Genomic DNA, 21,770 nt, shown 5'->3' with positions numbered 1-21,770 from the left:
AATCTCAGCCTGTGCGAGACTGGCCTGTATCATGGGTAAGGGGCGGATTCACCAAGCGAGGGGCTACTCAAGTAAGCTATCTATGCGATTCGCACGGACGTGCCAGGGGGGCGCTATGGAAATTACGGATGCAATCATTCACCGCTTGCATAAAGAGCAGCATACGTCGGGACCTGAAAGTGTTCAGATTCACGCGCGGGCAGATCAGCTTCCTTTAGATGAGACGCTGGAGTCAGTTTGCAAGCAGACTTTGCTGCTGTTCAACCGGAAGGGCAACAATACTGGCACTTTTGGTGAGAACGAGGATGTCCATCGTTTCCCGATTCGAGTACAGGAATGCCTAGATGAATGGACCACTTTCGTGGAGTTCACCGGCCATGCTGTTGAAATAATAAAAGGTGCTATGTCAAAGGCTTCGGCAGCCAATGGTGGGCATGCATTTTTCGTCCGGTATAAAGCCGGCGCGGACGAGTTCCTTATGGTGGCGATGCTGAAGCTGCGAGAAGGGGCAGGAATCGATGAGGATAGCCTGGGCTTGTTGCCTACGCTGGTGATCGACACGGACAAGTTGCATGAGGCGGCCCGTTTGAATATCACGCGTTGGAAAAATTCGGAAGAGCCGTATCTGACGTTTATTAAGGGAAAGGGTGCCGACGAAGTCACTGCGTATTTCAGAGAGGCTCTCGCCTGCGAGTCGTACACTAGTGGTAGGCACCATACGAGCCAAGTCATTGCAGCCGCAGAGGCCTACGTTAAGTCGCTCGCCCTCAGCCCTGAGCAGTAGCGAGAAAGATGGACGGAGGTTCGTGAGCGGCTATTTGACACCTTTGCGCAAAATAAGATGGAGGTTGGTCTTACTGCGATAGCTGTCGCGGTCGAGCCTCTTTCGCCAGAAAATTTTGAGGGTTTTGTGACAACGGGTGGTGGCGCGGCTCAGTTTCAGATCAGTCATCAGTTTAAACCTGACAGAGAGTCATATCGTGGTTTGAAGCGAGTGCGAGCGAAGATTGGTTCGATCTCGCTCGCTTTTGACATTGATGACGTCAAGCAAGGGCGAGTCGCCTACGACGAGGGCGCAAACGCGCTCCTGATTCGAGACCCGACCGATGAAGTGAAGAAGGAAGTAAAAGACAATGCGACCCCCGGCGCTTAATACGCCCCACGAAGCAGCTCTTTGGCTGGAAGAAGTGTTTCAGAACACAGAGGAGTCGATGTATGTCGGTGACCTCGAAGGCGTCCTGCCGGCAGAGTTCGACTTCCAAGGGGTGTGCGACGCGTTGGAGGTAGTTGGCGGGGGAGTCTACTGTGCTGGCAATCCAAACACGAGACGCATCCGGTTTAATCTTGCATCGGGTGGAGTGTATCGCAACCTGGCGGAGTTGATTGAGTATCAGAAGGCTAATCAAACTGAGCTCCCTGTTCGCTTTGCGCTGCAGGATATCGGATACCGTTACGCTGGTGACGCTTCAAACGCGCCGAATGATGTGCTTGGCTACCTGGACATGGTTCAGCTCGCTGCCCTGGTGAAGAATTTGGCGGATTACGCGACCTCGGCTGAGCTTTATCGTAACTTCGTGGTGAGACCAGATGCGAGGTTTCGCATACGAATGCAGTATGACGTTGCCGACCTGCGACCCATCCCTGACTTGCAGGGTTTCGTTCGAGATTTCATTAGTTCTGAATATCATTCGGCTGAAAAGAAGGATATCGCTAGAGATAGCCTCGCGGAGATCGTCGGTTCGCGTGAGGAAGTCTCACTTGGAGAAGTTGCGTCGTCATTTGAGAGGATATCGAAAAGTGCACGGACGTCTTATGCGATGCTTCTATCCAAGTTCTCCGTAGCAAGTGTGAGAAAGGAGATTGATAAGCAAAACTTGGAAGATACGTTGCGGCTGAACAAGACCTTTTCAGAGATACAGAATCAGTTGCTCGCACTGCCTGCAGCGCTTCTGATCGCTGGTGCCACTATCGAAGTGGGAAAAGCATACAAGAATGCAGCGGTACTGATAGGCGTCACGATCTTTGCGATCCTGATGTGGCTCCTTATACATAATCAAAGAAGTTCCGTCTTGGCCATTCAGGCCGAGGTCGACACTCGTAAGGCCAATCTGAAGGATCAGCCAGAGCTTGTCTCCGCTCAGTACTCTGAGCAGTTCCAAAAGCTGGGAGTGCGCGTGAAGAAGCAACTCCAGACGCTCATGGTTGTGCGGGGCTTGGTAATCCTGGCGTTGGCTGTTGTGCTCTACGCAGTGGTCGACAGTGCAAATGATGGGCGGTTGTCGGAGGGACTTATTGCGTTGTTTAGGCTTGCCTTTTGTCTGAACGGCTCTCCCTGATCCGTTGTCGGGCGTGGGATAGTCGTTCCGCAATGTTTCCAATGGACCTTGAGGGACAAGAGCTGCGGCGGTCAAGAAGCAGTGATGATGCGTAACAGATCTGCGTCCAAGTAGCGGAGACTGAAGTAAATTGCCTCAGACTTTTAATCTTTGGTGCGGCCGGTTGCGTGTTCACTGGTGCTTGATAGGGAGTACGAGGTAGCCCCTCTTTCTTGCGTAGTCGAGTCCGCCTCCGGCAAGCGAGTACGTCTGCGCTAGGTCATGGTTCCATCCCGTTCTAACCCAGCCCACTCTCTGCAGAGCTTGTAAGGCTTGCTCAACGTCGGATTGCGGATAGGTGGATGAATCCATCTCAGGGAGCGCGAGCAGTTCCGCGAGCTCGCCGACAGTGAGCTCTTTGTGGTCGACTAGGCGCAAACCTCTGATGCAGTCGGTCTGGATGCTACTGGGGAAGAAAAGTCGCTTCCTGGCCACAGACCCTAGTTGCTTCCACACGCCATCTTTAGGTCGCTTGGCCTCCGTTGCCCTCCGCGTCATCGCTCTCCAAGCGCTGTGCGCGTACCAGCCCGCAGTGGCCCCCAGGAAAGCAGCCCACAGAAACGCCCAGGGGTACTGAACAATTATTGGCCAATAACCCTTCAGCTCTTCGATCATCGGTCATCCTTGGGCGGCACAGAGGGCGGGCTGGATTCCGCTCCGCAATCGTTGGAAAGATGACAATTCTACCGGCAAATTCGATTGTCCTGCGAGACGGATTGCGGAGCGGTTCCGTGGCTTAGGTCATTGATTTAAAAGGATAAATTCGGAGATTCCCAGCCTACTGAGCGAGGTCTCTGTGGGGCCGCAGGACACAGCATCCGGCACAGCTTTGGCACAAGTAACCCCCAAACCCTTGCTGCGTCTAGATGGGTCGCCCCCCTCCTAAGGGGACAATGAGGAGCGTGTACTGAAGTGCCGGGTCGCAGACCGGGGCTAGGCCGACTGTGTTCAGCGTGGTGCGGCCGAATTAAGCGCGATCTCTACCCGGTCGGAGCCAAGCTGGATGAGAGGGCAGGGGGATGATCCGATCGATTCCGCACCACGCTGCATGACCGAAGGCTGTCGAGATAGTCGGCCCATTCCTGCATCATCCGGACCCGCTCCGCCAGATGGGTGGTGCGGTTATACGCTCGACCATTGGGATCTTTCACCGCGTGCGCCAGCTGATGCTCGATGATATCGGGCCGGAAGCCCAACTCCTCGTCAAGAAGCGTGCGAGCAGTGGCGCGGAAACCGTGCCCGGTGACAGTGTCCTTGTCGAATCCCATGCTCCGGAGCGCAGCCAACACCGCCACCTCCGACATCGGCCGTGAGTCCGAGCGCAGGCCAGGGAACACGTAGTTGCCGGCGTAATCCGTGGGCATCGTCTCCTTCAGGTCCCGGAGGATGTTCACCGCTTGGGTTGCCAGCGGCACGACGTGCGGCTGCCTCATCTTCATCCTGCCGGCCGGGATGCTCCACAGGGCAGCATCCAGATCAACCTCTGCCCACTCCGCTGCGCGCAACTCGATCGGGCGCACGAACACCAGCGGCATCAGCTTCAGGGCAGCGTTGACCACGGCGGTGCCGCGGTAGGAGTGCAGTGCCCGGAGCAGGCCGCCCAGCTGCACCGGGTCGACCACGGCGGCATGGTTCTTCTCAGGTGCCGGCACCAGCGCACCGCGCAGGTCTTCCACCGGGTTGCGCTCGGCGCGGTCAGTGGCCACGGCATAGCGCATGACCTGCCCGCAGTTCTGCATGACCCGGTGCGCGGACTCGAAGGCCTTGCGCTCTTCCATTTTCCTGGCAACAGCGAGGAAGTCCGACGCCTTCAGGTCCGCTGCCCGGCGCTTCCCGATGGTGGGGAACACGTCGTTGTCGAACCAGGCGATGACCTTCTTCTCGTAGCCCGGCACCCACTGCCTGCCGCGAAGCCATTCCCGGGTGATCGCCTCGAAGCTGTCCGTAGGGACGCCGGCGGGCGAGGCGGTCGCTGCCTTCCGCTGCTCACCGGGATCGATGCCGACGCGCTGCAGGCGGCGGGCGTCGTCGCGGGCGTCCCGGGCCTTGGCCAGGGTGACATCGGGATAGAGGCCCAGGGTCAGCAGCTTCTCTTTGCCGCCGATGCGGTACTTCCAGCGCCAGCTCTTCGCGCCTGCGACGGTGATGTAGAGATAGAGGCCGCCGCCGTCAGCCAGCTTCTGCGGCTTGTCGGACGGCTTGGCGCGACGAACAGCGACGTCGGTCAGAGGCATGGGGGTATCGTGTTTTTGGGCGGATGCGATACCCCTAGATATACCCCCACCGTCTCATGGGCTGCAACGGAATGCCCCGGACTGCGTTGGACAAAAAGAAAGCCGAGAGTCCCGTTCTATAAGGATCTCTCGGCTTCTCTGGGTCTTCTCAGACCCTTCGTTGGTGGAGGTGGGCGGAATTGAACCGCCGTCCGAAGGCACTCCATCCCCAGTTCTACATGCTTAGCTCACCGTTAAATCTCGCCCTGAAGCAGTACGGTGTGCGAAACGCACCCCAGGACCAGCCTGCTTTAGTTAGGTCGTGACTGGCAGGCAGCCATCACAACCGGTTCCATGTTAATGACCCTACACCGACGAGCATGGACACAAGTGGGTTCGGGGCTCCGCCTAAGTCGGCAGAAGGTAACAACCGCAGTTTTTAGGCTGCGATTGCCACCGGAGCGAAGTCGCTATCGTTGGCAACTAGAGTTTTGCCGCTGGATTTACGAGGAAAGCTGCCCCCTCGGCATGCACCAGGTAACTTCACAACCCCCGTCGAAACCAATGCACCCCCGGTCTCTTCAGTTCTTGCAAGGCTTTCAGGCTGCTGGACGGTCGAAACCGGTCAACAACCCTACCCGATGGCGGGAATGCTACGCCAAAAAGGCTGAACCGTCACCTGTGGCACAGACCAGCCGGGCAGAGCCCGGCTCTACGGGGATCCTAGCGGTTGCGCAGGTTCTCGGCCCGGTGCCGGGCCTTTTCACGGCGCTGGTTGCTCTTCTCGTGCTTCAGCGCGGTGATCTGGCGCTCAGCCTCGGGCTGGACCTGGGCCAGCAGGGTCTGCAGCCGGGTGATCCGAGCCTGCAGCAGCGGGCTGTCGGCTTCGGTCGCTTCGCGCTGGGCGTTGCGCAGCAGGTAGTTCAGCACCTTGAGCAGGGCGGCCGGCTCCATGGTGCGGCTGAACTCGGTGAAGATGAACTCAAATGCCGCAATGTCTGCCTGCAACTGGGCCGGGGTGGAGGTCTGGGTCACGCGCGGCTCCTGCCGTAGGGAATGGAGGGCATTCTGACATCGTGGAACGAAAGGGCAACGGCACGTCACCGCGGGTCAAACGGAATACGCCGCCCCTCACCATGCTGATCGCGTCGCCACCGCCGCTGCGGAGCGACGCGGCGCTCCCGTTCCCCCAACGGGAACCGCCGCCCCCTTTCTACATGGTGGAGGCGAACGTATGGGTATCTTGGACGGTAGACCGCTGGGCTTTGAGTGCGCGGACGTGGTGCAGGCGCAGCGCGAATCGGATGTGATCTTCGGGTGTGTGTTCCTGGGGCTGCTCAAGGATGCGCTGCAGGACGGCATCACCCTGAGCTGGGACGTGGAGTCGCTCGACAGCGAAGCGGCGACCCAGTCGAACAGCACGGAAAAGAACCGGGTCATCGATCAGGACGTGAATGACCTGAAACAGGTGCTGACGCACCTGCAGGCCTTGACCGGGGGTGACGGTGTTACGGTCACCGCCGGTCGCAGTCCGCAGTACGATCAGGGCAGGAGTCTGCAGGTGGCCATTGCGGCGGGTAAGAAAACGGACGGCAATACCACCCGGGTGCCCATCAAATGGGAGCAGGCGGTCGAAGACCACGTGGTGGCACTGCTGAAGAACAAGGAGCTGGTGGCCGAGAACTTCGACAAGGAATTCGGTGCTTACTACGGCATCGTGGACGCCAAGGACAACACCCTGCCGAAGGTGATCAGTTCAGTGCGTCGCCTGATCCCCTACGCGACGGAGGGCGGTCGCTGGAACCGCGCCGTGCCGTTGCATGGCCTGATTGGGTATGACGATCCCAGGCGAGTCTGCACGGCACAGGACTCGCCCAAGCAGGCCGGTTCGATCGAGCCGACCGAGTTGATCAGCCGCTGGAATGGCAAGGATGAAGTGTGCGGGTACTGCCACGGCATGGTCTGGGCGGTGGCCGAGCAGCGCTGTGATTTCCCGCAGGGCAAGGCCTACGAACTGGCGCTCGGCAAGAACACGCACAAGCTGTCGTCGTGCTTCGGCTGCAGCACCTTCCTGCTGGCCAACGGGCATGTGCCCAGTTCCATGCACCTGGGGCGTTCGGATTCGTGGGTGCCGTTGCCGGAGGGGCCGAACGCGACCGCACCGTTCAGCACCAGCAAGGACAAGGAGATCGCCGACCGCAAGGTGTTCGCCCAGCTCAATCGGGAATGGGCGGAGCACGTGTCCGGCTGGCTCACTGCCGGTGCGCATCGGGTGGTGGAGGCGCGCAGGGACACGTTCCCGGCAGAAGTGGTCGAGACCGTCCGTCGGTTGTTGCAGGAGGTTGATCGACGCAGGAGCGTGCAGTCGGTCGCCAACCTGTTCCTGGACGCACTGACCGTGCACGACAAGGATCTTCCGCGTCTGAAGCGGTTTGTCGGCGTGTGAGTAATGCAGCCGGGCAGCGCCCGGCGTCACCCAGCGTCAGGCGTCGCGGTTGCCGCGACGCATGGCGCGCTGCTTCTCGATAGCCCAGTCGCGGTCCTTGGCGGCGTCGCGCTTGTCGTGGGTCTGCTTGCCCTTGGCCAGCGCGACTTCCAGCTTGATCTTGTTCTTGCTCCAGTACATCGCGGTGGGCACGATGGTGTAGCCGTCGCGCTCGACCTTGCCAACCAGCTTGTCGATTTCCCGGCGGTGCAGCAGCAGCTTGCGCTCGCGGCGGTCGTTGGCCACCACGTGGGTGGAGGCCTGGATCAACGGGGTGATCTGCGCGCCGATCAGGTAGATCTCGCCGGACTTCACATAGGCGTAGGCGTCGACGATGTTGCCGCGGCCGGCGCGGATCGACTTGACCTCCCAGCCCTGCAGGGCCAGGCCGGCCTCGAAGCGCTCTTCAATGTGGTACTCGTGGCGGGCACGCTTGTTGAGCGCGATGGTTTTATTGGCCGTCGCGTTCTTTGCTTTATCCTTGGCGCTGTTCTTGCTCATTTACCTATTGTCTCCGATTCCGGCCGCTCGTGGTCGATTCGCCAGCCAAGCCAACGTATGACTACCATCCGCCGCAGTGCCCTGGTCGAACATTCCGCCGCCCGCATGTTCGACCTGGTGAATGATGTTGATGCCTATCCCCGCCGCTTCCGCTGGTGCTCGGCTTCGCAGGTGCTGGAATCCAGCCCGGACCGGGTGGTGGCGCGGCTGGATCTGGGTTTGGGTTCGTTCTCGACCTGGTTCATGACCGAGAACACCCTGCAGCGGCCGCACCATATTGATATGCAGCTGCGCGACGGGCCGTTCAAGCAGTTGCATGGGCGCTGGGAATTCCACGCCCTGGCCGAAGACGCCTGCAAGGTCACCCTGACCCTGGAGTTCGAAGCGACCAGCCGCCTGCTGGGGCCGGCGCTGGCATTGGGCTTCCAGGGCCTGGCCGACCGCATGGTCAATGACTTCATCCGCGTTGCCGACGGCCAGGACTAGGCGGTGATCCGGGTCGAGGTGGTGTTGGCGTGGCCGGACCGGGTGGAACGCCGGGCGCTGGAGCTGGCCGAAGGGGCAACCGTGGCCGACGCGCTGGCCGCAGCGGCCCTGCCGGGCGCTGACGACTGCCCGGCGGTGTCGGTGCATGGGATCCTGGCCCGGCCGGCACAGGTGCTGCACGACCAGGACCGGGTGGAACTGCTGCGGCCACTGCTGGCCGACCCGAAGGACAACCGCCGGCGGCGTGCGCGCGGCGGTTGATCGGGCTTAGCGCCCGCGCTGCTTCTTCTTGTCCTTGGGCAGGTTGCGGCCGAACTGGCGCACCGTGTCCTGGGCCAGCTGGGCATCGCGGGTGGCGAAGAAGTCGCCTTCCCAGCGGGTGACCAGGTCGTTCTCGAAGAACACGGTGAAGTTCTTCACCTCGGTGCTGCCCACGCGGTTGGTACGCTCGGTGGCGGTGTAGTCCCAGCGCTGGGCGTGGAACGGATCGGGAATGGACGGGGTGCCAAGCAGGGCGTTGACCTGCTGCTTGCTCTGGCCGACCTGCAGCTGACCGACGGCCTGCTCCCGGACCAGGTTGCCCTGATAGATGGGTTGCTTGTAGATGATGCCGCACCCGGTGGTGGACAGGGCAACGGCGGCGACCAGCAGGAGATTGCGCATCGGAAAGGGCGTTTGGGGAAATCGAGTCGATGATACACTCCCCGCGTGTCGCCGCGACCCAATCCGAGGCAGCTGGCGCTAAATCGCCAATGAACGGAGACTTATGGAAACCAACGACCTGCGCAAAGTCGGCCTGAAGGTGACCCACCCGCGGATGCGGATCCTGGCCCTGCTGGAGCAGCGCAACGCCCAGCACCACATGACCGCTGAAGACATCTACCGCCAGCTGCTCGAGCACGGGGATGAAATCGGGCTGGCCACGGTGTACCGCGTGCTGACCCAGTTCGAGGCCGCTGGCCTGGTGCTGAAGCACAACTTCGAGGGCGGCCAGGCCGTCTACGAACTGGACCGCGGTGGTCATCACGACCACATGGTCGATGTCGACAGCGGCAAGATCATCGAATTCGAAAGCCACGAAATCGAAGAGCTGCAGCGCAAGATCGCCGCCGACCACGGCTACGAGCTGGAAGAGCACTCGCTGGTGCTCTACGTGCGCAAGAAGCGTAAATAACCGCAAAGCGGTTGTTTACGACGGGCATCCATGTTTCATACCGCTACCGGATCCATCCGTCACACCTGCAGCAACTTCCGCGCGGCCGCCCGCGCCTCCTTGCTGACCTCCACGCCGCCCAGCATCCGCGCGAGCTCTTCCTCGCGGGCCTTGCTGTCCAGCTTCTCGACCGCGCTCTGGGTCATCCCGTCGACCGGGGCCTTGCTCACGCGGTAGTGCGCGTGGCCCTTGGAGGCCACCTGCGGCAGGTGGGTCACGCACAGCACCTGGCGTTTTTCGCCCAGGGCGCGCAGTTTCTGGCCGACGATGTCGGCCACGGCCCCGCCGATGCCCGAATCCACTTCGTCGAAGACCATGGTCGGTACCGCGTCCAGGTCCAGCGCGGCCACCTCGATGGCCAGCGAAATGCGCGACAGCTCACCGCCTGAGGCCACCTTGCGCAGGGCGCGCGGGGGCTGGCCGGCGTTGGCGGCGACCAGGAATTCGACCCGCTCGGCCCCGTTCGGGTCCGGTTTGGCGACGGTCTGGGGTTCGATCTCGATCAGGAACTGACCGCCGCCCATGCCCAGCTCGCCAATCAGGGCGGTGGTCGTGGCCGACAGCTCGGCGGCGGCGTTGCGCCGGCTGGCACTCAGGGTGGCGGCCACGGCCTGCCACTGCGCGGCGGCGCGGTCGATCTCGCCGGCCAGGCGCTGCAGGCGGGCGTCGGCCCCGCGCAGCTGCTCGACCTCGGCTTCCAGCGCGTCGCGGTGCTCGCCCAGCTGCTCCATCGGCACCCGGTGCTTGCGCGCCAGGTCGTGCAGGCGGCCGAGGCGGCGCTCGATCTCCTCGAATTGGTCCGGGTCGGCGTCAAGGTCGCCGTGGACCCGGTCCAGCAGGGCCAGGGCTTCGTGCAGCTGGATGGCGGCCCCGTCCAGCAGGGCGTCGACCTCGCCCAGGCGCGGGTCGTGTTCGGCCACGCGTGAGAGCTCGTGCCGGGTCTGCTGCAGCTGCTGCAACACGGACGTGTCGTCGTCGCCATTCAGGCGCGCGGCGGCCACGTCGCAGGCGGTCAGCAGCGCCCCGGCATGGGCCTGGCGGCGGTGGCTGCTGGTCAACCCGGCAATCGACGCGGGCTCCAGGTCCTCGCGCTGCAGCTCGCCGAGCTGGTGTTCCAGAAAACCAATGCGGTCACTGACATCGCCCTGGCGCGACAGCGCCTCGGCCTCGTCGACCAGGGCCTGCCAGCGCGCGGACGCCTGGCGGACCTGGGTGCGCTCGGCGTCGTTGCGGGCATACGCGTCGAGCAGGGCCAGCTGCGACGGGCGCGCCAGCAGAGCCTGCTGATCGTGCTGGCCGTGGATCTCCACCAGCATGCCGGCCAGCTCGCCGAGCTGGGTGAGGGTGACCGGGCGGCCGTTGATCCACGAGCGGGAGCCGCCGTCAGCGCGGATCACCCGGCGCAGCTGGCACTGGTCGTCGTCGTCCAGTTCGTTGTCACGCAGCCAGGTCCGCGCCGGGGCGTCGAGCGCCGGTGCGAACTCGGCGGAAAGCTCGGCGCGGGCCGCGCCATGGCGGACCACGCCGCTGTCGGCGCGCAGCCCGGAAAGGAAGCCGAGCGCGTCCACCATCAGCGACTTGCCGGCCCCGGTCTCACCGGAAACCACGGTCATGCCCGGCCCGAACTCCAGTTCGGTGGCACGGACGACGGCGAAATCCTTGATCGAAAGATGTCTGAGCATGGTATTGGGTTCTTGAGCCGCGCAACGCTAGCATGGGCGAGGGGCCACTCCAATGACTTGCCAACGTCCACGTCAGCCATTATCAAGGCGGGCGTCTCACAGGCTGATTCCATGCACGCATCTTCGCCACCGCTGGCACCGCGCGCCCGCCATCTGCTGCGGACCCTGATCGCGCGCCATATCCAGGACGGCGAGCCGGTGGGGTCGCAGACGCTGGCGCGACTGGCCGGGCTGGATGTCAGTCCGGCCACCATCCGCAACATCCTGGGCGACCTGGAGGACCTGGGCCTGCTCAGCTCGCCGCATGCCTCGGCGGGTCGCGTTCCCACCGCCACCGGCTACCGGGTGTTCGTCGACAGCCTGGTCAAGATGCAGCCGCCGGGCGACGGCGAACTGCAGCGGCTGCGCAGCGAGCTGTCCAGCGGCGCGGGCACCCAGGCGCTGCTGGGCAGCGCCTCGGAACTGCTGTCGGCAATGAGCCATTTCGTTGGCGTGGTGGGCGCTCCCCGGCGCGAGCAGTTCGCGTTCCGGCACATCGATTTCGTGGCGCTGGACGCGCGCCGGGTGCTGGCCATCCTGGTGTTTGCCGACAACGAGGTGCAGAACCGGGTGATCGAGCCCCGGCGGACCTGGGAACCGGCTGAGCTGGAGCGGGTCGCCAACTACCTCAATGCCCACTGCGCCGGTCGCACGCTGGCCGAGATCCGCGCCGGCCTGCTGCTGGAACTGCGCCAGGCCCGCTCGGAAATGGAGCAGCTGCTGGCCCACAGCGTGGAGCTGGCCGAGCAGGCGCTGGCTCCGCCGGCCGACGACATCGTGCTGGCCGGCCAGACCCGCCTGATGGGGGTACAGGACCTGTCTGACCTCGAGCGGCTGCGCGAGTTGTTTGACGTATTTGCCAGCAAGCGCGAGATCCTGCAACTGCTGGAGCGGACCAGCCAGGCTCCGGGAGTACGCATCTTCATTGGTGAGGAAACCGGCGTGGTGCCGCTGGAGAGCGTGTCGCTGGTGACCGCACCGTACTCGGCCGGCGGTCAGGTGCTGGGCGTGCTGGGGGTGATCGGCCCGAAACGGATGGCCTACGACCGCATGATTCCACTGGTGGAGGCGACCGCCCAGGTGCTGGGGGCGGCATTGGACGCGCCCTCCACGGGCGGATTGTCCCGTGACCGCACCTAAAAGCGTCTCTGGCTCTTGAATCGGTCCGCCGCGCCCACATAGGGGGTGTGGAGGCGGGGAGTGACCGCCAAGGACCCCAACATGAATCAAGATCAGCCCGATACCGCCACCCCGTCCCCGGCCGACGCCGCCACTGAAGGCACCTCGCTGCAGCAGCAGCTGGAGGCCCTGCAGAACGAGGTCGCCCTGCTGCGTTCGGAGTCGCTGCGCGAGCGCGCCGACCTGGACAACCAGCGCAAGCGCGTGGCCCGCGATGTGGAACAGGCGCGCCGCTTCGCCAATGAAAAGCTGCTGGGCGAACTGCTGCCGGTGTTCGACAGCCTGGACGCCGGGCTGAATGCCGCCGGCACCGATGCCAGCCCGCTGCGCGAAGGCCTGGAGCTGACCTACAAGCAGCTGCTTAAGGTCGCCGCCGATAACGGCCTGACCCTGCTGGACCCGACCGGCCAGCCGTTCAACCCGGAACACCACCAGGCCATCAGCCAGGTCGACGCCCCCGGCGCGGCTCCGGGCAGCGTGGTCCAGGTGTTCCAGAAGGGCTACCTGCTCAACGACCGCCTGCTGCGCCCTGCGCTGGTGGTGGTTGCAAGGGATTGATCAACCGTGCAGCCGGGCAAGCCCGGCTCTACGGCAACCCTGGTTGAACACAGCGTTCGGGGAATGGGTTGAATGTGACAGACCCATCCCCCACATCCCATTCATAACCCGGCAGCCGCCGGACAGAACATAAGAACTTTCAGGAGTCTCCCCATGGGCAAGATCATTGGTATCGACCTCGGCACCACCAACTCGTGTGTGGCGATCATGGACGGCGGCAAGGCCCGCGTCATCGAAAATGCAGAGGGCGACCGCACCACGCCTTCCATCGTCGCCTACACCAAGGACGGCGAAGTGCTGGTGGGTGCCTCGGCCAAGCGCCAGGCGGTCACCAACCCGAAGAACACCTTCTACGCCGTCAAGCGCCTGATCGGCCGCAAGTTCACCGACGCTGAAGTCCAGAAGGACATCGCGCACGTGCCGTACTCGATCCTGGCCCACGACAACGGCGACGCCTGGGTCGCCACCAGCGATGCCAAGAAGATGGCTCCGCAGGAAATCTCCGCCCGCGTGCTGGAGAAGATGAAGAAGACCGCCGAAGCCTTCCTGGGTGAGACCGTCACCGAGGCCGTGATCACCGTGCCGGCTTACTTCAACGACAGCCAGCGCCAGGCCACCAAGGACGCCGGTCGCATTGCCGGTCTGGAAGTGAAGCGCATCATCAACGAGCCGACCGCCGCGGCCCTGGCCTATGGCCTGGACAAGGGCGACGGCAAGGACCGCAAGATCGTCGTTTACGATCTGGGCGGCGGCACCTTCGACGTCTCGATCATCGAGATCGCCAACGTCGACGGTGAAAAGCAGTTCGAAGTGCTGGCCACCAACGGCGACACCTTCCTGGGCGGCGAAGACTTCGACAACCGCGTCATCGAATACCTGGTTGACGAGTTCAACAAGGACCAGGGCATCGACCTGCGCAAGGATCCGCTGGCCCTGCAGCGCCTGAAGGACGCCGCCGAACGCGCCAAGATCGAGCTGTCCACCAGCCAGCAGACCGAAGTGAACCTGCCGTACGTCACCGCTGACGCGTCGGGTCCGAAGCACCTGAACATCAAGCTGACCCGCGCCAAGCTGGAAGCGCTGGTGGAAGACCTGATCAAGAAGTCGATCGAACCGTGCCGCATCGCGCTGAACGATGCCGGCCTGCGCTCGAGCGACATCAGCGAAGTGATCCTGGTCGGCGGCCAGACCCGCATGCCGAAGGTGCAGCAGGCGGTGACCGAGTTCTTCGGCAAGGAACCGCGCAAGGACGTCAACCCGGACGAAGCCGTCGCACTGGGTGCGGCCATCCAGGGCGGCGTGCTGGGCGGCGACGTCAAGGACGTGCTGCTGCTGGACGTGACCCCGCTGTCGCTGGGTATCGAAACCATGGGCGGCGTGTTCACCAAGATCATCGAAAAGAACACCACCATTCCGACCAAGGCCTCGCAGGTGTTCTCCACCGCCGAGGACAACCAGTCGGCAGTGACCGTGCACGTGCTGCAGGGTGAGCGCGAACAGGCCCGCTTCAACAAGTCGCTGGCCAAGTTCGACCTGTCCGGCATCGAGCCGGCGCCGCGCGGCCTGCCGCAGGTGGAAGTGTCCTTCGACATCGACGCCAACGGCATCCTGCATGTGTCGGCCAAGGACAAGAAGACCAACAAGGAACAGAAGGTCGAGATCAAGGCCGGTTCGGGTCTGTCCGAGGACGAAATCGCGCGCATGGTGGCCGATGCGGAAGCCAACCGCGAAGAAGACAAGAAGTTCCATGAGCTGGTCCAGGCCCGCAACCAGGCTGACGCGCTGATCCACGGTACCCGTACCGCCATCACCGAACACGGCAGCAAGGTCGGCGGCGATGTGATCGGCAAGGTGGAATCGGCCCTGGCCGACCTGGAAACCGCAATGAAGGGCGACGACAAGGCGCAGATCGAAGCCAAGTCGAAGGCGCTGGAAGAAGCCGGCCAGTCGCTGTTCGCAGCGGCGTCGGCGGCTGACCAGGGCGGTGCCGCCCCGGGCAGCGAGTCGGCCGGCAACGGTGGTTCGGCGGCCCACGACGACGTGGTCGACGCCGAGTTCACCGAAGTCAAGGGCGACAAGAAGTCCTGATCCAGACGCGACACGGGACGCTGCGCAGGCAGCGTCCCGTTGTCACATCTCTGATCCTGACCGCCGCAGCCCGGTGTGTCGGGGGCGAAACCCGACTGCCGGACAACGATTGAAGTTATGAGCAAGCGCGACTATTACGAAGTGCTGGGCGTGACCCGCACCGCCACCGAAGAAGAACTCAAGAAGGCCTATCGCCGTTGCGCGATGAAGCACCACCCTGACCGCAATCCGGGCGATGCGGCGGCCGAAGCCGCCTTCAAGGAGTGCAAGGAAGCCTACGAAACCCTGTCCGATGCCAACAAGCGCCGCATGTACGACGCCCACGGCCATGCTGCGTTCGAGCACGGCATGGGCGGCGGTGGTCCGGGCGGTCCGGACATGGGCGATATCTTCGGCGACATCTTCGGCAACATCTTCGGCGGTGCCGGTGGTGGTCAGCGTCAGGCCCGTCGCGGTGCCGACATCGGTTACGTGATGGAGCTGGACCTGGAAGAAGCGGTGCGTGGCATCGAGCGCCGCATCGAGATTCCGACCCTGGCCGAGTGCGATGACTGCAACGGCAGCGGCTCGGAAGACGGCAAGGTGGAAACCTGCTCGGTGTGCAAGGGCCACGGCCAGGTGCGCATCCAGCGTGGCATCTTCGCCATGCAGCAGGCCTGCCACAACTGCAACGGCCGCGGCCAGATCATCCAGAATCCCTGCAAGACCTGCCACGGCAATGGCCGTGTCGAGGAAGACAAGGTGTTGTCGGTCAAGGTGCCTGCGGGCGTCGACACCGGTGACCGCATCCGCCTGGCGGGCGAGGGCGAAGCCGGCCCGGCCGGTACGCCACCGGGCGACCTGTACGTGGAAGTGCGCGTGCGCGAGCACGCCATCTTCCAGCGCGATGGCGACGACCTGCACTGCGAAGTGCCGATCCGCATCTCGCAGGCCGCACTGGGCGACACCGTGCGCGTGGCCACGCTCGGCGGTTACGCGGAGATCCGCATTCCGGCCGAAACCCAGACCGGCAAGCTGTTCCGTCTGCGCGGCAAGGGTGTGCGTTCGGTGCGCAGCCGCAGCGAAGGTGACCTGTACTGCCGCGTGGTGGTGGAAACCCCGGTCAACCTCACCGCCGAGCAGCGCAAGCTGCTGGAGCAGTTTGAGACCACCTTCGTTGGCGAGGAAGCCCGCAAGCACTCGCCGAAGTCGGCGACCTTCATGGACGGCGTCAAGGGCTTCTGGGATCGCATGACCTCGTAAGCGCGATTGGTTCCATCAGAAACGAAAAACGCCGGCCATGCCGGCGTTTTTTTATAATGGACGCATGAACGAACCCCTCGAAAGCCACCTCGTCCACGGTCGCCGTCAGCGCCCGGACGGTCCGTCGCCGGTCGACGTCATTTCGGTCCAGTCGCAGCTGGTGTACGGCCATGCGGGCAACAGCGCGGCGGTGCCGCCGCTGCGCGCGCTGGGTGTGCGCGTCGCGGAGATTCCGACGACGCTGCTCAGCAATGCGCCGTTCTATCCCACCACACGCGGCCGCGTGCTGCCGTCGGACTGGTTTGCCGACCTGCTGCTCGGGGCCGGTGAGCGTGGATTGCCGCAACGCGCGCGCATGCTGGTCTCGGGCTACTTCGGCAGCGTCGGCAACGGCGCGGCGTTTGCCGACTGGCTCGATGCGGTACTGCCCGCTTCGCCGCAACTGCGCTATTGCCTCGACCCGGTGATCGGCGACACCCACACCGGCCCCTATGTGGAGCCGGGGCTGGAAACCATCTTCGCCGAACGCCTGCTGCCGCACGCGTGGCTGGTCACCCCCAATGCCTTTGAACTCAATCGCCTGACCGGGCTGCCGAGCCTGGAGGAGGGCGACGCCATCGTCGCCGCCCAGGCCCTGCTGGCACGAGGGCCGCAGTGGGTGCTGGCGCATAGCGTGGGCGGTGAACCCGGACAGCTGGTCACCCTGGCGGTCAGCCGTGAGGCCATCTGGCGCTGGTCCTCGCCGCATCTGCCGGTGGACGTGGCCGGTACCGGTGACGTGCTGATGTCGCTGCTGGTTGCGTTCCTGCTGCGCGGCGAGGCGTTTGAACAGGCCATTTCGCGCGCGATTGCCGGCGTGCACGTGGCGCTGGAAACCACCCTGGCCAATCATCACGAAGAGTTCGACGTGCTGGCCGCCGCGCCGGCCGCATTGGCCTTCCCGGATCGCTTTGTCGCAGAGCGTCTGGCATGAGCCTGCGTCCGCTGATCGGCATCGTCGGCAGTGCCGGTGCCTACGGACGCTGGCTGCAGCGGTTCTTCGAACAGCAGATGGGACTGGAGGTGATCGGCCACGATCCGGCCGATCCTGCGTCGAGTTCACCCGATGACCTGCTGGAGCGCGCGCAGGTCCTGATTTTCTCCGCACCGATCCGGCACACGCCGGCGCTGGTGGCCGAGTACGTGGAACGCTCGGCAGGCCGCGAAGCGGGGCGACTGTGGCTGGATGTGACCTCGGTCAAGAGCGCCCCGGTGGCGGCGATGCTAGCCTCACAGGCGGACGTCGTGGGCCTGCATCCAATGACCGCGCCGCCCAAGGCCCCCACGCTGAAAGGCAGGGTGATGGTGGTCTGCCAGGCACGCGTGGGTACATGGCAACCCTGGGTGGATGCGCTGTGCGCGGCGCTGCAGGCCGAATGTGTACAGGCTACGCCTGAGCACCACGACCAGGTGATGGCACTGGTGCAGGCGATGGTGCATGCCACCCATCTGGCCCAGGCCGGTGTCCTGCGGGAGTACGCGCCGCTGCTGGGCGCGCTGCCGACACTGATGCCGTATCGCTCGGCCTCGTTCGAACTGGACACCGCGATCATCGCGCGCATCCTGTCGATGAATCCGGTGATCTACGAGGACATCCAGTTCGGCAACCCGCACGTGGCTCCGATGTTGGAACGTCTGCTGGGTCAGCTGCAGCAGCTGCACCAGCAGGTGCTGCAGGGCGATGACGCCGCGCGGGCCGACTTCCGCCACCAGCTGTTGCGGGTGAACCGCGAGCACCAGGGCGACCAGCAACTGGCCGAAGGCAACTACACCTTCGAAAGGGTCGGGTATCTGCTGGCCGACCTGACCGAGCGCAACGCGATCAGCGTGCACCTGCCGGAAGATCGACCGGGATCACTGCGTGAGCTGTTGCACGTGTTCGAGCGTCACGGCGTGAGTCTGGCCTCGATCCATTCCTCGCGCACGCCCGCTGGCGAAGTGCACTTCAGGGTCGGGTTCGTCGCCGGCAGCGACGCCCAGGCGCTGCTGCTGGCGGCACAGGAAATCGACAGCAGCGGTATCGGGCGCGTGCTGTCACGCTGACCCCGCGACGCAGTTCATCCACAGGGGGTGTGGATGAACTGCGCACAAAGGTGTGGATAAGTGCGTGCGGCTCCCGGCAGGCAACGCTGTCAAGAGACCTGGCGATTAATTGACCACAATCTAACATCGCGCAGCCACGCAGGGCGTGGCGCTACGTGTTCAAGGTCAGTGCACCATCGCGCGTGTGGTACTGGCGGCCATCCCGCTCGAGCGGCTCGCCGGAATCGAGTTCATAGCGCTTCTCAGCGCCGTCGCCCTGGTCAGAGACAAACTCCAGAATGATGCGGGTCTCGCCATTGGCATCAGTGGCGGGGAACTGGCGGAATGACATGCAGCACCTCCTGCGACGGTCGGATGGGTAGCGCCACCATGCGACCGCTGCCGTTACCGCGACGTCATCAATCGATGAATTGCAGCTTGGCCAGTTCAGCGTACAGACCGCCTTCGGCGAGCAGCTGCGCATGCGTGCCCTGGGCGACGATGCGGCCATGGTCCATCACCACGATCCGGTCAGCCTTCAGCACCGTGGCCAGCCGGTGCGCGATCACCAGCGTGGTGCGGCCGGCCATCAGCCGCTCCAGTGCCTGCTGCACGGCACGCTCGCTCTGCGCGTCCAAGGCGCTGGTCGCTTCGTCCAGCAGCAGGATGGGGGCGTCCTTGAGCAGCGCGCGGGCAATGGCGATGCGCTGCTGCTGGCCGCCGGACAGGCGCGCGCCGCGCTCGCCCAGTTCGCTCAGGTAGCCGTCGGGCAGGGCCTGCAGGAAGTCGTCGGCCTCGGCGGCTTCGGCAGCGCGCTGCACCTCGTCGTCGCTGGCTTCCAGCCGCCCGTAACGGATGTTGTCCAGCGCGGTGGCCGCGAACAGGGTGGGTTGCTGCGGCACCAGCGCCATCTTCGCGCGCAGCTGTGCCGGGTCGAACTGACGTACGTCCACGCCATCGACTTCGACCGCACCGGCAGCCGGGTCGTGGAAGCGCAGCAGCATCGACAGCACGGTGCTCTTGCCGGCACCGGAGGGACCCACCAGCGCCACCGTTTCGCCCGGACGCACGTGCAGGTCGAAGTGATCCAGCGCGGCGGTGTCGGGACGCTGCGGGTAGTGGAACACCACGTCGTTGAAGCGGATCTCGCCGCGCAGCGGTGCGGGCAGCGCCTGCGGGTGCGCAGGCGGGGTGATCTCGACGTCTTCGTGCAGCAGTTCGGCAATCCGGCCCATGCCACCGGACGCGCGCTGCAGTTCATTCCAGACTTCCGCCAACGCACCGACCGAGCCGCCGCCGATGAGGGCGTACAGCACGAACTGGCCCAGGGTGCCGGCGCTCATGCGGCCATCGATCACGTCATGCGCGCCCAGCCAGAGCACACCGACGATCGCACCGAACACCATGACGATGGCGGTTGCGGTTACCAGGGCCTGTGCGCCGATGCGCAGCCGTGCCGCCTTGATCGACTCGACCAGGGCCGCGTTGAAGCGACTCCGTTCATAGGGTTCTCGCGCGTGTGCCTGTACCGTGCGTACCGCGCCCAGCGTCTCGGCGGCCAGGCTGTTGGCATCGGCGATGCGGTCCTGACTGGCACGCGCGATGTTGCGGACCCGACGCGCGCCCAGAATGATCGGCAGGATCGCCAGCGGAATACCGACCAGCGACCACGCGGCCAGACGTGGGCTGGTCACGAACAGCATCACCAGGCTGCCGACCACGGTGACACTGCTGCGCAGGGCGACCGACATGGTCGAGCCGATCACGCTGCGCAGCAGCTCGCTGTCGGCGGTCAGCCGTGAGACCAGCTCGCCGCTGCGGCTGCGATCATGGAACCCGGCACCCAGGCTGATGAGATGGGCATACAACTGGCTGCGCAGATCCGCGACGACCTTTTCGCCCAGCAGCGATACGAAGAAAAAGCGCGCTGCCGTGGCCAGGGCCATGACCACGGCCACCAGGAACAGCAGGGCAAAGGCGCGGTTGATGTCGCCGTTGCTGCTGAAGCCGTGGTCGATCATCTGCTTCACCGCCGGTGGCAGGCTCAGCGTGGCGGCCGAGGACACCGCCAGCGCCACCAGCCAGGCTGAAAACAGGCCGATATGTCGACGCACGAACGGCCACAGCGTCCCCAGGCTGCCGAGACGGCGCAGGGGCGGAGCAGGCGAGGCAGCGGTGTCGGTCATGCGGGGGGCCCTGAAGCGGAGCGCAGATGGATGCGGATACGATCACGTGTGGCGTCGCGCAGGCGCGTTTTCAACGGCTCCACCTGATCGACGGGCAGCCGCAGTTGCAGGTCGACGCCGTCGGCGGTGAAGTGTTCGCCGCTTTTTTCGGCCGCATGCGCGGCCGCAGCGGCATGCAGCGCACCCAGATCCTCGAACGCCGCGTGCACGTCCAGCTCCGCCAAGGCCACCAGTGGCAGGCGCGGGGCAGTCCGCAGGCACTCGGCGGCGGTGCCGCCATAGGCACGTACCAGCCCGCCCGCACCCAGCTTGATGCCCCCATACCAGCGGATCACCACCACCATGACGCGGTCGAACCCCTGGCCATCAATGGCGGCCAGGATCGGTCGACCGGCAGTGCCGGCGGGCTCGCCGTCGTCACTGGAGCGGTACTCGCCGCCGTAGCGGTAGGCCCAGCAGTTGTGGGTGGCATCGGCGACCGACACCTGCTGCAGGAAATCCAGCGCCGCGTGTGCACTGTCGATCGGCGCGGCATGCGCGATGAAGCGGCTGTGCTTGACGTCCAGACTGTGGCTGACGGGTTGGGCGAGCGTATCGGGCATTACCACCATTCTAGTGGCGATACCGCCCGACCGGGTACTCAGGAGTCGAGCAGTGCGCGCAGGTCGCGCGGAACGCGCACTTCCGGATAGTGCTGCAGATAGCGCTCCAGGCTGGCACGTGCGGTATCCACGTCGCCGGCATCACGGCGTTCGCGTATGCGCTGGATCCACTGTCGCCGTGGAAGCAGTGCATCGGCCTCCACCGCCGTGGCCATCGCTGCCGGATCCAGTTGTGTACCGATGTCCGCGGATGAAGCCAATGCGGCAGCCGGTGCGGGGGCTGCGTTGCTGTAGGTCGACGCCGCCGGTGCCGCGCGCTGGTTGCGCTGAACGACCTTTTCGCGCGATCGCTCGACGCTCGACCCGGTCACCACGATCGCGTCCAATGCCGCGCGCTCCTCTGCCACTGGCGCGGCAGCCGGTGCCGCCGGGGCCGGCGCGGGGCTGGCGGGCATCGGCGGCGGGGCCTGGACGGCATCGGTCGCGGCCGCTGCCGGGGCAGGTTCGGGGGCCGGTGGTGCTACAGGCGGTGCCAGGCGCTTGAGCGGGGCAGGTGCCGGTGCGGTCTCGATCTCCGCCTGGGCCGGTGCCGCTGCCGCCTCCTCGCGGGGTGCGGGCTCGGGCATGCCGGGCGGCGGTACCGGCGCAGCGGAGGCGGGCGTTTCGGCCACCTCAACCGCCGGCGGCGCGGTCGCGCTGGACGGGTCGTCGAACTTAAGCTGCCAGGCAATGCCGACCGCAAACACCACCGACGCCGCAAGGCCCAGAACGGCAGGCAGCCGTGTGCGGGGCCGACGCGCGTGGGTTGCCTGGACGGGCGCAGCGGCGGTCGCGGCGGGCGGCGTGGCGGTGCCTGCGGC

The 21,770-nt window shown here is 64.6% G+C and carries 23 protein-coding genes and 1 other RNA gene; 13 read left to right on the top strand and 11 right to left on the bottom strand.

The features are described 5' to 3' along the window. The first annotated feature begins 115 nt into the window (after positions 1-115). Genes QMX83_RS00740 through QMX83_RS00730 form a run of 3 tightly spaced genes read left to right on the top strand, consistent with a single transcriptional unit; the run spans position 116 to position 2,336 of the window. Entirely contained in the window at positions 116-784 is a 669-nt protein-coding gene (locus QMX83_RS00740; RefSeq protein WP_282294812.1) for a nucleoid-associated protein, read from the top strand. Positions 785-841: 57 nt separating this feature from the next. Beyond that, positions 842-1,153 carry a hypothetical protein gene (locus QMX83_RS00735; protein WP_282294811.1) on the top strand — a complete coding sequence of 104 codons (312 nt, stop codon included), beginning with the start codon at positions 842-844 and terminating at the stop codon, positions 1,151-1,153. Continuing rightward, positions 1,134-2,336: a hypothetical protein gene (locus QMX83_RS00730; protein ID WP_282294810.1), complete on the top strand. Its 1,203-nt coding sequence runs from the start codon at positions 1,134-1,136 to the stop codon at positions 2,334-2,336. The genes QMX83_RS00735 and QMX83_RS00730 overlap by 20 nt, the downstream gene beginning before the upstream one ends. A gap of 171 nt (positions 2,337-2,507) precedes the next feature. Here the strand turns inward: QMX83_RS00730 and QMX83_RS00725 are convergent, their stop codons facing one another. The 4 genes from QMX83_RS00725 to QMX83_RS00710 form a co-directional block, all read right to left on the bottom strand. Beyond that, positions 2,508-2,990: a hypothetical protein gene (locus tag QMX83_RS00725; RefSeq protein ID WP_282294809.1), complete on the bottom strand. Its 483-nt coding sequence runs from the start codon at positions 2,988-2,990 to the stop codon at positions 2,508-2,510. A gap of 365 nt (positions 2,991-3,355) precedes the next feature. Continuing rightward, entirely contained in the window at positions 3,356-4,609 is a 1,254-nt protein-coding gene (locus tag QMX83_RS00720) for an integrase arm-type DNA-binding domain-containing protein (RefSeq protein WP_282294808.1), read from the bottom strand. Between the two features lie 161 nt (positions 4,610-4,770). Beyond that, positions 4,771-5,162: a transfer-messenger RNA gene (gene ssrA, locus QMX83_RS00715) on the bottom strand. A gap of 149 nt (positions 5,163-5,311) precedes the next feature. Next, positions 5,312-5,623: a hypothetical protein gene (locus tag QMX83_RS00710; RefSeq protein WP_282294807.1), complete on the bottom strand. Its 312-nt coding sequence runs from the start codon at positions 5,621-5,623 to the stop codon at positions 5,312-5,314. 199 nt (positions 5,624-5,822) lie between these two features. On the opposite strand from QMX83_RS00710, the gene QMX83_RS00705 reads away from it, so the two are divergent. Continuing rightward, a complete protein-coding gene (locus tag QMX83_RS00705; RefSeq protein ID WP_282294806.1) occupies positions 5,823-7,034 on the top strand; it encodes a hypothetical protein in 1,212 nt (403 codons plus the stop codon). 36 nt (positions 7,035-7,070) lie between these two features. On the opposite strand, the gene smpB is transcribed toward QMX83_RS00705, so the two are convergent. Next, positions 7,071-7,574: an SsrA-binding protein SmpB gene (gene smpB / locus QMX83_RS00700; RefSeq protein WP_282294805.1), complete on the bottom strand. Its 504-nt coding sequence runs from the start codon at positions 7,572-7,574 to the stop codon at positions 7,071-7,073. A gap of 57 nt (positions 7,575-7,631) precedes the next feature. On the opposite strand from smpB, the gene QMX83_RS00695 reads away from it, so the two are divergent. Both QMX83_RS00695 and QMX83_RS00690 read left to right on the top strand, forming a co-directional pair. After that, a complete protein-coding gene (locus QMX83_RS00695; protein WP_282294804.1) occupies positions 7,632-8,060 on the top strand; it encodes a type II toxin-antitoxin system RatA family toxin in 429 nt (142 codons plus the stop codon). A 3-nt stretch (positions 8,061-8,063) separates the two neighbouring features. Beyond that, positions 8,064-8,321 (top strand): RnfH family protein, encoded by a 258-nt coding sequence (locus tag QMX83_RS00690; protein ID WP_282294803.1) that lies wholly within the window; start codon positions 8,064-8,066, stop codon positions 8,319-8,321. Positions 8,322-8,327: 6 nt separating this feature from the next. On the opposite strand, the gene bamE is transcribed toward QMX83_RS00690, so the two are convergent. After that, on the bottom strand, positions 8,328-8,723 hold the full coding sequence (bamE, locus tag QMX83_RS00685) for an outer membrane protein assembly factor BamE (protein ID WP_282294802.1): 396 nt from the start codon (positions 8,721-8,723) through the stop codon (positions 8,328-8,330). Positions 8,724-8,826: 103 nt separating this feature from the next. On the opposite strand from bamE, the gene fur reads away from it, so the two are divergent. Further along, positions 8,827-9,234, top strand: coding sequence for a ferric iron uptake transcriptional regulator (gene fur, locus QMX83_RS00680; RefSeq protein ID WP_282294801.1), 408 nt, complete (start codon positions 8,827-8,829; stop codon positions 9,232-9,234). A gap of 59 nt (positions 9,235-9,293) precedes the next feature. On the opposite strand, the gene recN is transcribed toward fur, so the two are convergent. Then, positions 9,294-10,955: a DNA repair protein RecN gene (recN, locus tag QMX83_RS00675; RefSeq protein WP_282294800.1), complete on the bottom strand. Its 1,662-nt coding sequence runs from the start codon at positions 10,953-10,955 to the stop codon at positions 9,294-9,296. Between the two features lie 111 nt (positions 10,956-11,066). Between recN and hrcA the strand changes: the two genes are divergently transcribed. The 6 genes from hrcA to QMX83_RS00645 all read left to right on the top strand — a co-directional run bounded on the left by hrcA (position 11,067) and on the right by QMX83_RS00645 (position 18,143). After that, complete coding sequence (hrcA, locus tag QMX83_RS00670) at positions 11,067-12,134, top strand: heat-inducible transcriptional repressor HrcA (protein ID WP_282294799.1); 1,068 nt, start codon at positions 11,067-11,069, stop codon at positions 12,132-12,134. Between the two features lie 81 nt (positions 12,135-12,215). Next, entirely contained in the window at positions 12,216-12,731 is a 516-nt protein-coding gene (gene grpE / locus QMX83_RS00665) for a nucleotide exchange factor GrpE (protein WP_282294798.1), read from the top strand. A 153-nt stretch (positions 12,732-12,884) separates the two neighbouring features. Next, positions 12,885-14,819, top strand: coding sequence for a molecular chaperone DnaK (gene dnaK, locus QMX83_RS00660; protein WP_282294797.1), 1,935 nt, complete (start codon positions 12,885-12,887; stop codon positions 14,817-14,819). A 117-nt stretch (positions 14,820-14,936) separates the two neighbouring features. Continuing rightward, a complete protein-coding gene (gene dnaJ, locus QMX83_RS00655) occupies positions 14,937-16,061 on the top strand; it encodes a molecular chaperone DnaJ (protein WP_282294796.1) in 1,125 nt (374 codons plus the stop codon). A gap of 64 nt (positions 16,062-16,125) precedes the next feature. Beyond that, positions 16,126-17,034 carry a pyridoxal kinase gene (gene pdxY / locus QMX83_RS00650; RefSeq protein WP_282294795.1) on the top strand — a complete coding sequence of 303 codons (909 nt, stop codon included), beginning with the start codon at positions 16,126-16,128 and terminating at the stop codon, positions 17,032-17,034. Further along, positions 17,031-18,143: a prephenate dehydrogenase gene (locus tag QMX83_RS00645; protein WP_282294794.1), complete on the top strand. Its 1,113-nt coding sequence runs from the start codon at positions 17,031-17,033 to the stop codon at positions 18,141-18,143. Before pdxY ends, QMX83_RS00645 begins: the two co-directional genes overlap by 4 nt. A 151-nt stretch (positions 18,144-18,294) precedes the next feature. On the opposite strand, the gene QMX83_RS00640 is transcribed toward QMX83_RS00645, so the two are convergent. The 4 genes from QMX83_RS00640 to QMX83_RS00625 form a co-directional block, all read right to left on the bottom strand. Continuing rightward, positions 18,295-18,474 (bottom strand): hypothetical protein, encoded by a 180-nt coding sequence (locus QMX83_RS00640; RefSeq protein WP_282294793.1) that lies wholly within the window; start codon positions 18,472-18,474, stop codon positions 18,295-18,297. Between the two features lie 67 nt (positions 18,475-18,541). Further along, a complete protein-coding gene (locus tag QMX83_RS00635; protein WP_282294792.1) occupies positions 18,542-20,308 on the bottom strand; it encodes an ABC transporter transmembrane domain-containing protein in 1,767 nt (588 codons plus the stop codon). Next, positions 20,305-20,910 (bottom strand): YigZ family protein, encoded by a 606-nt coding sequence (locus tag QMX83_RS00630; RefSeq protein ID WP_282294791.1) that lies wholly within the window; start codon positions 20,908-20,910, stop codon positions 20,305-20,307. Before QMX83_RS00630 ends, QMX83_RS00635 begins: the two co-directional genes overlap by 4 nt. Before the next feature lie 38 nt (positions 20,911-20,948). After that, positions 20,949-21,770, bottom strand: an 822-nt coding sequence (locus QMX83_RS00625) for a hypothetical protein (RefSeq protein ID WP_282294790.1), incomplete at its 5' end; no start/stop codon positions are given.

Origin of the sequence: Stenotrophomonas sp. PS02289, assembly GCF_029960115.1 — a bacterium.
Taxonomy (GTDB): Bacteria; Pseudomonadota; Gammaproteobacteria; order Xanthomonadales; family Xanthomonadaceae; genus Stenotrophomonas.
This window is presented reverse-complemented; position numbering and strand designations above follow the sequence as displayed.